Source organism: Pseudomonas sp. TH07 (assembly GCF_016651285.1).
Taxonomy (GTDB): Bacteria; Pseudomonadota; Gammaproteobacteria; order Pseudomonadales; family Pseudomonadaceae; genus Aquipseudomonas.
In genome coordinates this window covers 4,124,686-4,137,718 of sequence record NZ_JAEKED010000001.1, presented here as the reverse complement: position 1 = coordinate 4,137,718, position 13,033 = coordinate 4,124,686, and the positions used below count along the sequence as shown (strand labels likewise).

The window sequence follows — 13,033 nt, the reverse complement described above, 5'->3', positions numbered from 1 at the left end:
CGAGGGCGCCGTGGGGTTTCAGGTGAGTTGATAGCCCGCGAGAACAGCGTGGGCTTTCAGCTAACTGAATGGCATTGCGCAGGCACGGTACGGCCTTCGGCAAATGCCGTCAGGACTTCGCCCTGCATGCGATAGCGCACCCACTCGGGTTGGGGTTGGGCGCCGATGGATTGGTAGAAGCCGATGGCCGGCTCGTTCCAGTCCAGCACGCTCCACTCGAACCTGCCGCAACCCTGGGCGCAGGCTTCGCGCGCCAGGTACTGGAGCATCTGCCGACCGGCGCCGCTGCCCCGATGTTGAGGCGTGATGTACAGGTCCTCCAGGTACAACCCCGGCTGCCCGAGCCAGGTTGAATAGCTGAAAAAATACACCGCGAAACCGATCACCTGCTCACCGCGCAGGCACATCAATGCCTTGGCCGCGCCCCCGTCGGCAAACAGCGTGCGCTGGATGTCCTCGACGCTGGCGACAACTTCGTGGCGTGCGCGTTCGTAATCGGCCAGTTCGGTGATGAGCGCGAGGATTTGCCCGGCATCGGCCGGTTGGGCGGTTCGGATCTGAAGTTCCAAGAGGGTGCATCCGTAAAAAGTCAGGAGCACCGATGCTAAAGCCCGCCATAGAATGCATGTAGTGCAACTTATTCAGCTCAAAGTGAAGACTATGCATTCCATTCTTCGACGTCTCGATCTCAACCTGCTGCTGGCGTTCGACGCCCTGTACCGCCACCGCAGCGTGACCCGCGCGGCCAATGAGCTTTCCATCAGCGCCTCGGCGTTCAGCCATGCCCTGGGACGGCTGCGCGACGCCCTCAACGATGAGCTGTTCATTCGCCAGGGCAATCGCATGCACCCGACCCAGCGTGCCGATCAACTGGCCACGGCGGTCGGTGCCAGCCTCAAGCTGCTGGGTGACCAATTGGCCGAGTGGGAGCCCTTCGACCCGGCCACCAGCCAGCGCACCTTTGTCTTCGCCGCCAGTGACTACACCGCCTTCGCCCTGCTGCCGGGCCTGATCCGGCAACTGCAGAGCAGTGCGCCGGGGTTATGCCTGCGGGTGGTGTATTCCGATCGCAAGGTGTCCATCGAAGACCTGGCCTCGGGGCGGATCGACTTTGCCCTGGGCTACAGCGAAGACCGCGACACGTTGCCGGCCGGCATCCACAGCGAGGACTGGTTGCAGGACGACTACGTGCTGATCGCCAGCCAGCGCCATCCACGCATCCAGGGGCCTCCCGAGCTTTCGGCGTACCTGGCTGAACGGCATGTGGTGATCACGCCCTGGGGCGAAACCCTGGGAGTGGTTGACCATGTGTTGCAGGCCATGGGCCTGCAACGCCAGGTGGCATTGCAACTGCCGGCCGTCATGGTCGCGCCGTTCATCATCGCCGACAGCGAGTGGCTGATGACCCTCCCGCGCCCGGCCGCCGTGGCGCTGCAAGCCGCCGCCGGGATTGCCCTGTATCCGCCGCCGTTCAAGATTGCGCCCTATCGGCTCAAGCTCTACAGCCACAGCAAATATGCCCGCAGCGATGCCCATCAGTGGATGAGCGCACAGCTCAAGACGCTGTTCGCGGCGCAACGCTGCGCCGCGAACCCGGGCTGACCCCTAGCGCTGCCCCTGGCTCAGGTTCGACAGGCGCCCGGAAAGCGCCTGCATCGCCTCGCTGACTTTATCCAGGGCCTGGGCGTCGCGGGCGTTGTCTTCGCTGATGCCGTGGATACGCACCGCCAGTTCGTTGATTTCCTGGGTCACGTGGCTCTGCTGTTGCGCGGCGACGGCAATCTGCTGCGCGCGCTGGGAGATGTCGTCGAAACTGGTGACCGTGCTGGACAAGGCATCCGCCGCCCCCGCCGCTTCGCCCACCGCTTGCCGGGTGCGCGACTCGCCGGCCTGGATCGCCTCGACGGCCTGGCGCGAGGCCTGCTGCAAGGTGCCGATCATGCCGCTGATTTCATTGGCCGAACTCTGGGTCCTGCCGGCCAGGGTCCGCACCTCATCGGCCACCACCGCAAAACCGCGGCCCTGCTCACCGGCCCGGGCGGCCTCGATGGCGGCGTTGAGCGCCAGCAGGTTGGTCTGCTCGGAAATGGCCTTGATCACGTCCAGCACCGCACCCACCTGCTGGCTGTCCTGCTCCAGGCGCTGCATGACGGCGGCCGCCGCAGCCATCTCCGTGGACAGCTGCTGGATCGACTGGCTGTTGGCAGCCACGCGCTGCTGGCCGTCCTGCACCACCACCAGCGACTGGCGCGCAGTGTCGGCGCAGTTGTTGGTGTTCTGCGCCACTTCCAGGGCGCTGGAAGACATCTCGGTAATGGCCGTGGCCAGTTGGGTATTTTCCTGGCGTTGCTGCTCGGCGCGACGGGCCAGAGTGCTGCTCAGGTCCCCCAGGCGCCCGGCTTCGCTCTGCAGGCGCTGTGCCTCGCTGGCAATGTCCTGGAGCATCTGCCGCAGTTGCCCGGCGTAGCGGTTGACGGCGCCGCGCAGGGCGCCGATTTCATCCGCCCGCTCTACATGCAGCTCGGCGCTGCTGCTGGCCTGGCCGCTGCCCAGGGCGTCGATCTGCTGGGTGGTTTCTTCCAGTTGCTTGATAAATTTGCGCCCGCCGAGCCAGGCCAGAAACAGCAGCAACGCCAGCAGCGGCAACAGGAACAACAGAATCTCGGCGGTCAGCGCCCGGGCCAGGCCGGTGACCCGGGTTTCCGGCGTCACCAGGCCGATGGTCCAGCCGGTGTCGGGCATGGAAAACAGGCTGACCCGACTGGCCTGCTGCAAGCGCCCGTCGTCGTCCAGGTCCAGGCTGCGCACTTCGCCCGGGCGCCCTTTGGCCTGCGCTAAAACCTGGGCCACCGGTTGCAACCAGGGCTGCTGTTTGCTCAACGCATCAAAACCCAGCATGCCGCTCGCACTCTGCGGCGCATCGGGGAAATACAGCACGTTGCCCGCCTGATCCACAGCAAAGGCGTAGCCGCCGGTGACCGCGCCCTGCTCCTTGAGAAAGCGCGCCAGGTCTTCCAGGCGCAAATCCACCGTGGCCACCCCGGCGAACGCCCCGCCCTGGCGATACGGCACACTGCAAGTGGTCATCGGCACGTGGGTCACCGGGTCCTGATAGGCCTCGGACCACAGGCAGCGCCCCAGGGCACTGTTGCGCGCGCTGCTGTACCAGGCCTCCTGCTGATAGGCCGGGCTGCTGGCGGCGTTGTAGTCATCGGAATACACCAGTTGCCCGGCATCGCTGCGGGCCCAGAAGAAACTGCGGCGCTCGACCCCGGCGCTGAAGGCCCCCGGCTCCGGCCAGATCCCGCCGCCGGCAATCGCCTTGTCGCCCTGGTGGTCAATCACATTGGGCAAGGTGCCCATGTACAGCGGCGCCTCCCTGGGCAGCCCTTCCACCAGGTGCGCCATGCTCGCGGTCACGCCTTCGATGCCCGCCAGTTGCAAGGCCAGCTGGCGGACGATGGCGCTGCCGGTCTGCTCGATCAGCGCCGAGCTGGCGGCCACCACCCGGGGCTGGCCGCGCAGGGTCATCACCGCAAAGACCGCCAGGGCCGTGCACAACAACAGCATCAGGCTGCCCAAGGTCAAACGCTGAGACAGACGAACGGGTAGCAAGGCCATGGTGAACTCCGGGTAAAAGGCTCTGGATCGATGTCGGCCGCGTGGCAGCCGGGCGTGGGGCCCAGGTCGCGGCACTGGAAGCGGCAGGCGCAGCCCCTGGCCAAAGCCGGGAGGTGCGAATGAAAAAAAGCGCCTCTGACACGCCACAAACAATGTCACATTGACATCAATCAAAGTCAAAGGCATTACCGTTCAGGGCATCGGCGCCCCCAGCAGGAAATTGCCCCGGCCCTGGTCCGCCGTGTCCAGGCTGCGTACCGGCGCCTCGTCCTTGAGGTTGACCCCGGACAACTGCCGGCGCCAGGCCTCGCGCATCAGGTACAGCAGTTTGTAGGCGGCCATGGCGTAGCTCATGCCCTCCAGGCGCACATTGGAAATGCAGTTGCGCGCGGCGTCGTTCAGGCCCACGCGCGGGGCGAAGGTGAAATACAGGCCCAGGCTGTCCGGCGAGCTGAGGCCGGGGCGTTCGCCGATCAGGATCACCACCATCCGCGCCCCCAGCAGTTCGGCCACTTCATCGGCCACCGCCACCCGCCCCTGCTGCACCAGCACCACCGGCGCCAGGCTCCAGCCTTCGGCGGCGGCCAGTTCATCGATGCGTTCCAGCATGGGCAGGCTGTGGCGCTGCACCGCCAGTGAGGACAAGCCATCGGCCACCACCAGCGCCAGATCGAACCCCTGGGGATGGGCCTGTCCCCATTCGCGCAGTTGCCCGGCCGACGCCGTGGACAGGCGCCGCCCGAGGTCCGGCCGTTGCAGGTAGATATGCCGGTCGGGCGCCGAGCTATGCACACTCAGGGTCTCGCGCTGGCGGGCCGCCAGGCGCTCGGCCAGGACCCCGGGCTCGAACGGCAGGTGCACCGCGTCCCGGGCCTGGGCGTGGGCGAACTGGAAATCCAGCTGGGCCCCGGTGGGCAGGCTGGTGCCGGCATGGCCCAGGGCAATGCGCGCCGAGGTCAGGCCGCGCAATTGACGCCAGGCGCTGCCGTGGGCCGGTGAGGTATCGCGGGCACTCATGGCCGCTCCTTAAGTGAGTCGCGCCAGGGCCTGACGGAACAGCGGCGGCACGCCCTGGCCCAGATGCAGGCCGCTGTCGTCGTGGCGCAGGATGTCCATGCGCGCCAGCCACGCCTCGAACTCCGGGGCCGTGCGCAGACCCAGGGTCTTGCGCGCGTACAGGGCGTCGTGGAAGGACGTGGTCTGGTAATTGAGCATGATGTCGTCGGAACCGGGGATGCCCATGATGAAGTTGATCCCGGCCACCCCCAGCAGGGTCAGCAGGGTGTCCATATCGTCCTGGTCGGCTTCGGCGTGGTTGGTGTAGCAGATGTCGCAGCCCATGGGCACGCCCAGCAGCTTGCCGCAGAAGTGATCCTCCAGGCCCGCGCGCAGGATCTGCTTGCCGTTGTACAGGTACTCGGGGCCGATAAAACCGACCACGGTGTTGACCAGGAACGGGTTGAAATGCCGGGCCACGGCGTAGGCCCGGGTTTCGCAGGTCTGCTGGTCGACGCCGTGATGGGCGTTGGCCGACAGTGCACTGCCCTGCCCGGTCTCGAAGTACATCAGGTTGTTGCCCAGGGTCCCGCGATTCAGGCTCAAGCCGGCCTCGTGGCCTTCACGCAGGATTTCCAGGCTGATGCCGAAGCTGCTGTTGGCCGCTTCGGTGCCGGCGATGGACTGGAACACCAGGTCCAGGGGCACGCCTTTCTCGATGGCCGCCACCGACGAGGTGACGTGGGTCAGCACGCAGGACTGGGTGGGAATCTCGTAATGGCGGATGACCCCGTCGAGCATCTTCAGCAATTCGCTGATGGCGCTGATGCTGTCGGTGGCCGGGTTGATGCCGATCATGGCGTCGCCGTTGCCGTACAGCAGGCCGTCGAGCACGCTGGCGGCGATGCCCGCCGGATCGTCGGTGGGATGGTTGGGTTGCAGGCGGGTCGACATCCGCCCACGCAGGCCCACGGTGTTGCGAAAGCGCGTGACCACACGGATCTTCTGCGCCACCAGCACCAGGTCCTGCACACGCATGACCTTCGACACCGCGGCAGCCATTTCCGGAGTCAGACCCGGGGCCAGGGCCCGCAGGCTGGCCTCGGTGGCCTCGTCCCCCAGCAGCCAGTCGCGAAAGCCGCCCACGGTCAGGTGGCTGACCGAGGCAAAGGCCGCCAGGTCATGGCTGTCCATGATCAGCCGGGTCACTTCATCGCTCTCGTAGGGGATCAGCGCCTCATTGAGAAAGCGCTTGAGCGGCACGTCGGCCAGGGCCATCTGCGCCGCCGCCCGTTCGGCGTCGCTGGCGGCCGCGACCCCGGCCAGAAAATCCCCGGAGCGCGCGGGCGTGGCCTTGGCCATCAGCTCGCGCAGGTGCTCAAAACGCCAGGTCATGCCACCGATGCTGTGGGCGAAGCTCATACAGGACCTCCGTTATCAGGCCGCCGGCAGCGCGACCGCACCGCGAGCGCGCACCACTTTGCAGAACAGCGCACCCAGTGCCATCAGGCACAGGAAGATCGCGCAGATCAGCGGGTTGAACCAGACCATCGCCACCAGGCAGACCACCGCCAGCACCAGGGCAATCGCCGGCACCACCGGGTAGCCCGGGGCGCGGAAGGTGCGCTCCAGGTTGGGCTCGCTCTTACGCAGCTTGAACAGGCTGAGCATGCTGACGATGTACATCACGATCGCGCCGAACACCGACATGGTGATCATGGCAGCGGTCAGGGTCATGCCTTGCAGGTTGACCAAGCCATCGCTGAGGATCGCCGCGATGCCCACCACGCCGCCGGCGATGATCGCCCGGTGCGGGGTCTGGAAACGCGAGAGCTTGGCCAGGCTCGCCGGCAGGAAACCGGCCCGGGCCAGGGCAAAGAACTGCCGCGAGTAGCCGAGGATGATCCCGTGGAAACTCGCCACCAGGCCGAACAGGCCGATCCACACCAGCATGTGCATCCAGTTCGAATTGTTGCCGACCACCGCTTTCATGGCCTGGGGCAGCGGGTCGTTGATGTTGGCCAGGGTCCGCCAGTCGCCGACGCCGCCGGCAAAGATCATCACGCCAATGGCCAGAACCACCAGGGTCAGGATGCCCGCCACATAGGCCCGGGGAATCGTGCGTTTGGGGTCCTTGGCTTCTTCGGCGGCCATGGCCGCGCCTTCAATGGCGAGAAAGAACCAGATGGCAAAGGGGATCGCCGCGAACATGCCGCTGATCGCCGGCAGGCCGAAGGTATCGGAGCCGGACCAGCCGCCGAGCACGAAGTTACTGAAGCTGAAACCCGGTGCAACCACGCCCATGAATACCAGCAACTCGGCCACGGCCAGCACCGTGACCACCAGTTCGAAGGTCGCGGCGATGCTCACCCCGAGAATGTTCAGGGTCATGAACACGAAGTAGGCGCCGATCGCCGCCACCTTCGGGTCCAGGGTCGGGTATTGCACATTCAGGTAGGCGCCGATGGCCATGGCGATGGCCGGTGGCGCAAAGACGAATTCGATGAGTGTTGCCAGGCCGGCAATCATCCCGCCGGTGACGCCGAATGCTCGCAGGCTGTAGGCGAACGGGCCGCCGGCGTTGGGAATGGCGGTGGTCAGTTCGGTGAAGCTGAAGATAAAGCAGGTGTACATCACCGCCACCATCAGTGTGGTGACCAGAAAGCCCAAGGTGCCCGCCGTGCCCCAGCCGTAACTCCAGCCGAAGTACTCGCCGGAAATCACCAGGCCGACGGCCAGCCCCCACAGATGCAGGGTGCCCAATGTAGGTTTGAGTTGTGTAACGGTCATGATCGTGCACCCCGGAAGCCAAGCGACGGTATTTGCCTGGAGTCGAGAATAGTCACAGCGACGGCGCCAAGGCTTGACCCGGGAACGCCGCTTTTGTCGTCTGCGGTCAAGTTTTCAGCGGCGTGCTGCCTGATGCTGCACGGCGGCGCACAAATCTGGCGCAGCGCCTCAAATCAGGTCACCGACGCCCCCTGTGCGCTGCCACCGATCACCCCAACCGGGCCCCGGGAGCCTGGGCGCTATTGAGTCGCGAAGTAGCAAAGCGCTGTGCACCGGACCGGCCCAGCCCGAGCACCTATGCCTCGCAGCAACCGCCCGCAACCCGTGCGCTCAAGCAGCGCCTGCCCTGGCCGGACTGCCGTTGCGCAACGTCAGACGTAACAAGGTATGACAATTGCTTGAATTATTTTCATACACACCATGACGGTCCTTCATCTCCATGTTCCAGAGCCTGCTTTCGCCCTCACCGTTGAACGCCTCGGGCACCAGCAATCGTGGAGTCTTGTCGGCCGCTGCCAATGGCCTGGACGGCTTTATCGTGCAGCATGGCGGGGACCTGGACCGGGTCTTCGGCCGCTCGGGGATCGACCCCGAGCAACTATTGCACCCGACCCTGAGCCTGCCGTTGCCCAACTACTGCCGGGTGCTGGAAGAAGCCGCCCGGCAAACCGAGTGCGACAACTTCGGCCTGCGCTATGGCCAGCAGTTCCAGCCCCAGGCCCTGGGCCTGCTGGGCTATATCGGCCTGTGCTCGGCGACCCTGGAAGAGGCCCTGGTCAACTTCGCCGCCGCCTTCCCCTTTCACCAGCACAGCACCCTGATCCAGCTGGTGGACCAGGGCGACTGTTACCGCTTTGACTATCAGGTGCGCCACGGCGCCATCAGCGAACGGCGCCAGGACGCCGAATTGACCATGGGCATGGCCACCAACCTGGTGCGTCATGTGCTGGGGGCGGACTGGGCGCCGCGCGAGGTGTGCTTCGAACATGCCAAGCCCCAGGACTGGCACGAGCACCGCGAGGCCTTTCGCAGCGATGTGCGCTTTGGCCAGGCCTGCAACTCGGTGCTGATTCCCAAGCACGAGCTGTACGCCAAGGCCATGCCCGGCAGCGACCCGATGCTGCTGATGCTGATCAAGGATGCAATTCGCCAGCTGGGCGACGGCGGGCGCGAGGTCAGCCTGCTGGATCAGGCGCGCCAGGCGATCCTCGCCACCCTGCACCTGGGGGAACCGTCACTGGATGAACTGGCCCGGCGCCTGGAGCTGTCGGAGTGGACCTTGCAGCGCAAGCTGCGCGACTGCGGCCTGAGCTTCACCCAACTGGTGGACCAGATCCGCCAGGAGTCGGCGATGAACCACCTGCAACAACAGAACCTCAGCGTGACCCAGCTCGCCTCCCTGCTCGGCTATTCGGAAACCAGCGCCTTCTCACGGGCGTTCAAGCGCTGGTTCGGCCTCAGCCCCAGGCAGTGGCGCAGCGCGGCCCACGCCTGACACGGGGCTGTCAGTGGTCCTGGCGGGTCATGTAGCGGTCGAAGTTCTCGATGTAGTCGGTCAGGTTCTCTTCCATCATCAAGCGGAATTCCTCGACGAAATAATCCACCGCCTGCTGCTTGGCCGCCGCCAGTTCCTCGGCATTGCGGCACCCGCAGGCGCTGACCCAGGCACTGAAACGCGAGTTGGCGTACATCAGTGAAGCGCTGGTCTTGCCACGGCTGCTGTCGGCGATCTGGGTGTTGGCCAGTTCGATAATGGCGTCCGCGCGGTTGTAGAAATCCTGATCCGTTTCGTTAGCCGTCTGGTTGGCCGCTTCGTCAGTCATAGGGGCGTTCCTCATCAATGGGCGGAAAAAAGCGCGCCAGTATAAAGAGGTTTAGCGCCCGAGGCCGAGGGCTTTCTCGGACGCTGCGCAGGTGCCCGCTGACAACTGGCGCAGGCTGGCGGCCAGCAGCCGCTCACTGTGGCCCTGGGACAGCACCGGGCTGTTATCCGCCGCCTGCTGCGCCTGCGCAAGATAGGCCTCGGCCTGTTGCCGGCGCCCCTCAAGCAGCGCGCGCAAGGCCTGGCAACGTGGGCGCAGCCAGGGCGCGTACCAATCGGCATCGGCGCTCAGGCCGCTGTCATTCAAGGGTGTCGCATCCTGCTGCTCGTAGGCTTGGCAAAAGGCCAACTCGGCGCGCAATAACTCGATCAAGGCGCTCATGCCGTGCAATTGCCCGGCCCGGGCCTTGAGCAACCCGTCCAGCTCCTGGCTCATCTGCGCCGCCCCTGGCCAGTCGCCGCGATCCTGCGCGGCATTTAGCCGGTAGCTGAAGGCCATCAAGGGTTCGGGCATGGCGCCCTGGTCCAGCAACTGAAGATCGGCCACCGGCAGTTGCCCGCTGGGCACCCCGGCCACCGTCAAGGCGGTGAGGCGCGCCTGGGCCAATGCCGCACTCTGGTCATCGCGATGCCGATACCAGGCGATCAGGAGCATGCCGTCGCTGGGCATCACGTGCCACGACGGCAGCAGATTCGCCAGGCCCATGCTGAGGTTGATGGCGGCGAACGCGAGGCACATCGCCCCAACCACCGAGGATGCGTACAAGCCCAACCCCAGGGCCAGCAGCCCGACCACCAGATTCGATAGCGGCCCCATCACGGCCACCAGCATCCACTGCGAGCGCCAGGGACGCTGCGGATTGGTCGCCGGAATGACATAGCCGCCCAGGCGATTGCGCTTGAGCTGGGGCGACCAGCGCACCCGCCAGCCACGCCGCTGCACCTGTATCTCCAGCGCCGCGATACGCACCAGCAACACCGGCATTCCCGCCAGCCGGGCCCCCAGGTAATGCCCGCCCTCATGCACCACCAGACCGATGATCCCCAGCACAGTGGCCAGGGCCATGGCCAGGAACGGCTGCAGCCCGGACTTTATGCCGAAGCCCAGGATCAGCGCGGCGATAAACCAGCCACTGATCGATATCAGGCGCTGCAGGAGATTGAGCACTCTGTTCAGGGCCTTGAGCCCCTTGCTGCCTTGCATCGCGCGCGTCCTTGAGTGTGAAGCCGATGGTCATCCAGGCGCGCAGCCTGCCAGTTTCCGCCCTGGCGATTCAAGCGCCGATTGCCGCTGGCCGCCTGCGACGCAGGCGGTGCAATCAGGCGCTGGGCCGGCACTCCACCAGCAACAGGTTTTCGGCCTGCTGCCGGCATTCGATGCGCACCGGCAAAAAGCGCTCGATCACGGCCAGGTTGCTGCGCAGATGATCGCTCATGCGCGGCGTGGTAAAGCTGCCACCCCCGGCCAGGGCCATCGGCAGCAGCAACTGGTCGGCCAGGTGTTCGGCCACGGCCGCTTCGCTGTGCAGCCATTCGCGAGCCTGGTCGACGACCCGGTCCGCCACGGTCTCGGCGCGTACGCTGGTCTGGCCAAAAGCACTGAAGACCTCAGTCAGGTGCTCAAAGGCGAACTCCAGCAACAGCACGTTGCCGGGGCCGTGCTCCTGGTCGATCTGGCTCACCTGCAACTGCTCGGCAGCGAACCCCAGGCGCTTGGCGACCCGATCCAGCTCGCGCTCGGCCACGCGCCACGGCACGCCGGCAATCAAGGCCGTGGCCCGTTGCTCAAGCAGCTTTCCACGCTGGGGCAGGTGCAAAGGCTGCAACGACGAAGGCTGGACGAACAGGGTCAGTTCGCCACCGCCCGCGGGCACAAAACCGTGCCGCAGCAGTTGCAGCTCGACCTGCGCGCCCATGCGCCGCAGCAGCGGCAGCCAGGCCCGCTCCAGGGTATCGCTGGGAGGCGCCATCGGGTTGTGGGTGCCACCGCTGATGGTCACCCGGCTGGGTTGCGACGCATGGAGCAAGGCCGGCAGCAAGGTCTGCAACACCAGGGTGCAGCTGCCGGCGCTGCCGATGGCGAAGCGGTAGTCGCCACCGCGAATCGCCCCGGGTTCGAACGTCAACTGCTGCGAACCCAGCTCGGCCCCTTCGACCCGGGCCTGGCACACCTCGGCCGCCGCCAGCACCGAGGTCAGGTGCTGACGCAACAGCCCCGGCTTGCTGCGCCTGGCGCGAATATTCTTAATCCGCAGCCCACGGCCGGTCACCATCGACAAGCTCAAGGCGCTGCGCAATACCTGCCCGCCGCCGATGGCGCCGTCTATTTCAATCACATCCTGTTTCATCACCATTCCTCAGGCGTAGTGGCCAACCATCTGTCTCAGGTAGGCATCCAGCACGCTGTTGTCTTCTTGGGTGCGGGGCAGCTTGGGCACCGCACGCGCCAATTCCGTTTCGATAAACCGATGCAGGACCGGGCGTCGTGGGCCATAGGTGGCCTCATCGGCGTTGCGCTTGAGCACCAGCAGCTCGGCCACTTCCGCCAGCAGCGCCGGATCGTCGACGGTGCCCAGCAGGTCGTCGAAGGTCATCGGCGGCCGGCCACGGCCCTGGTCGATCCAGCGCACGGCGAGCAACGGCCGCAGCACGTAGAAGTACTTTTTCAGGCGCACGCTGTCGCCTTGCAGGTAGCCGCGAAGATTCTTCCTGGCCATCGACAGGTAGTGGCTGCGGGCCGCCGGCGGGCTGTAGAAGGCTTCGGCCAACTCCCGCAGGCGCAGGGTGGCGACGCTTTCGCTGCGGTACACCAGGGGCGAGTCAAGCCATTCGAGCAGGGTCGGGTTGGACTTGCGCAACAGCCCGAGGGTCTTGCGCAGCTCCCAGCCGCTGACGTCCAGTTCGTCGTCCAGGGGGCGTTCGATCACGTCCCGCGGGGTGTCGACCTGGATAAACCACTCGGGCTTTTCCACGTACACAAAACGCACGTCATAGTCGCTGTCGGTGGAGGCAAAACCCCAGGCGCGGCTGCCCGATTCACAGGCGTACAGCACCTTGACGTTGCGCTCGCTCTCGATGCGTTCCAGCTCTTGCAGCACCCGCTCGCGCATCGTGGCGTCGAGGGGGTGGCGCTGTTCGAAATCCATGTTGCTCTTCCTTTAATCAGTCGCGCTGGCGACCAGGGCACTGAGGGTACGGCGCCGAGGGTTCCACACCGTCATGCACCAGATCCCCCACCACTCCAGGCCGCTGGCGAAATAGTCGCTCCAGGGCGGGTTGTCGTCGCCGTCCTGCCAGTCGAGGACAAAGCCGTCGACCCAATTGATCACCTGCACCCCCTCTGCGGCTTCCAGGCCCAGCAGGTTGCACCACTCGTGAAACAGTGCCCGAGCCTCCTCTTCCCCACCCTTGAACCGGGTGCCATAGGGCGGCCGGCGAAAGCCGTGGTAGAGCTCCAGCGGTTCCTGGGGCGCCTCCTCGACCCGCAACAAACGCTGCACCTGCTCCGCCGCCAGGGGCGTGGCCTGGGCCCGATGCTGCTCCCAGGTCATGCTGGGCGGCGGACGATGAGCGTATTCCGGGTTCTGGATCAAGGCCCGGTGCCACTCCAACTGGCCGTGCATCAGGTGCTCATGCAACTGCTGCAAGGCCTGGCGATGCAGGGCCTCGTCCACCCGGGTTTCGGCCTCGGGCGCCAGCAGCACGAACTCGAAGACGCAACCGGCCGCGTCCATGCGATTTCGCAGCGAGGCGCAATGGGCCTGCTCGATGCCCTGCAGCAGGGTTGTCTGTCTGATCACGCTC

Annotated in this window: 11 protein-coding genes and 2 pseudogenes; 2 read left to right on the top strand and 11 right to left on the bottom strand. The window is 65.8% G+C overall.

Annotated features, from left to right (window positions below):
- Positions 1 to 56: 56 nt before the first annotated feature.
- Positions 57 to 569, bottom strand: coding sequence for a GNAT family N-acetyltransferase (locus JFU57_RS19340; RefSeq protein WP_201130455.1), 513 nt, complete (start codon positions 567 to 569; stop codon positions 57 to 59).
- A 91-nt stretch (positions 570 to 660) separates the two neighbouring features.
- Between JFU57_RS19340 and JFU57_RS19335 the strand changes: the two genes are divergently transcribed.
- Positions 661 to 1,602, top strand: coding sequence for a LysR family transcriptional regulator (locus JFU57_RS19335; RefSeq protein ID WP_078472743.1), 942 nt, complete (start codon positions 661 to 663; stop codon positions 1,600 to 1,602).
- A 3-nt stretch (positions 1,603 to 1,605) separates the two neighbouring features.
- On the opposite strand, the pseudogene JFU57_RS33675 reads toward JFU57_RS19335, so the two are convergent.
- From JFU57_RS33675 to eat, 5 genes and pseudogenes are all read right to left on the bottom strand, one after another.
- Positions 1,606 to 2,139 (bottom strand): annotated as a pseudogene (locus JFU57_RS33675) (methyl-accepting chemotaxis protein); the annotation flags it as partial.
- 588 nt (positions 2,140 to 2,727) lie between these two features.
- Positions 2,728 to 3,363, bottom strand: a pseudogene (locus JFU57_RS33670) (PDC sensor domain-containing protein); the annotation flags it as partial.
- A 450-nt stretch (positions 3,364 to 3,813) separates the two neighbouring features.
- A complete protein-coding gene (gene eutC, locus JFU57_RS19325) occupies positions 3,814 to 4,638 on the bottom strand; it encodes an ethanolamine ammonia-lyase subunit EutC (protein WP_201130453.1) in 825 nt (274 codons plus the stop codon).
- Positions 4,639 to 4,647: 9 nt separating this feature from the next.
- A complete protein-coding gene (locus JFU57_RS19320; RefSeq protein ID WP_201130452.1) occupies positions 4,648 to 6,039 on the bottom strand; it encodes an ethanolamine ammonia-lyase subunit EutB in 1,392 nt (463 codons plus the stop codon).
- 15 nt (positions 6,040 to 6,054) lie between these two features.
- Positions 6,055 to 7,410, bottom strand: a complete 1,356-nt coding sequence (gene eat, locus JFU57_RS19315; RefSeq protein WP_078472713.1) for an ethanolamine permease — start codon at positions 7,408 to 7,410, stop codon at positions 6,055 to 6,057.
- 436 nt (positions 7,411 to 7,846) lie between these two features.
- Between eat and qhpR the strand changes: the two genes are divergently transcribed.
- A complete protein-coding gene (gene qhpR, locus JFU57_RS19310) occupies positions 7,847 to 8,902 on the top strand; it encodes an AraC-like transcriptional regulator QhpR (RefSeq protein WP_201130451.1) in 1,056 nt (351 codons plus the stop codon).
- A gap of 10 nt (positions 8,903 to 8,912) precedes the next feature.
- Here qhpR and JFU57_RS19305 read toward each other — a convergent pair whose 3' ends face one another.
- The 5 genes from JFU57_RS19305 to JFU57_RS19285 all read right to left on the bottom strand — a co-directional run bounded on the left by JFU57_RS19305 (position 8,913) and on the right by JFU57_RS19285 (position 13,029).
- Positions 8,913 to 9,230 carry a DUF3144 domain-containing protein gene (locus tag JFU57_RS19305; RefSeq protein ID WP_078472715.1) on the bottom strand — a complete coding sequence of 106 codons (318 nt, stop codon included), beginning with the start codon at positions 9,228 to 9,230 and terminating at the stop codon, positions 8,913 to 8,915.
- Positions 9,231 to 9,281: 51 nt separating this feature from the next.
- Positions 9,282 to 10,433 carry a M50 family metallopeptidase gene (locus JFU57_RS19300; protein WP_201130450.1) on the bottom strand — a complete coding sequence of 384 codons (1,152 nt, stop codon included), beginning with the start codon at positions 10,431 to 10,433 and terminating at the stop codon, positions 9,282 to 9,284.
- 115 nt (positions 10,434 to 10,548) lie between these two features.
- A complete protein-coding gene (rtcA, locus tag JFU57_RS19295) occupies positions 10,549 to 11,577 on the bottom strand; it encodes an RNA 3'-terminal phosphate cyclase (protein WP_201130449.1) in 1,029 nt (342 codons plus the stop codon).
- A gap of 9 nt (positions 11,578 to 11,586) precedes the next feature.
- Entirely contained in the window at positions 11,587 to 12,375 is a 789-nt protein-coding gene (locus JFU57_RS19290; protein ID WP_201130448.1) for a nucleotidyltransferase domain-containing protein, read from the bottom strand.
- Positions 12,376 to 12,387: 12 nt separating this feature from the next.
- Positions 12,388 to 13,029, bottom strand: coding sequence for a hypothetical protein (locus JFU57_RS19285; protein ID WP_201130447.1), 642 nt, complete (start codon positions 13,027 to 13,029; stop codon positions 12,388 to 12,390).
- Positions 13,030 to 13,033 lie beyond the last annotated feature (4 nt).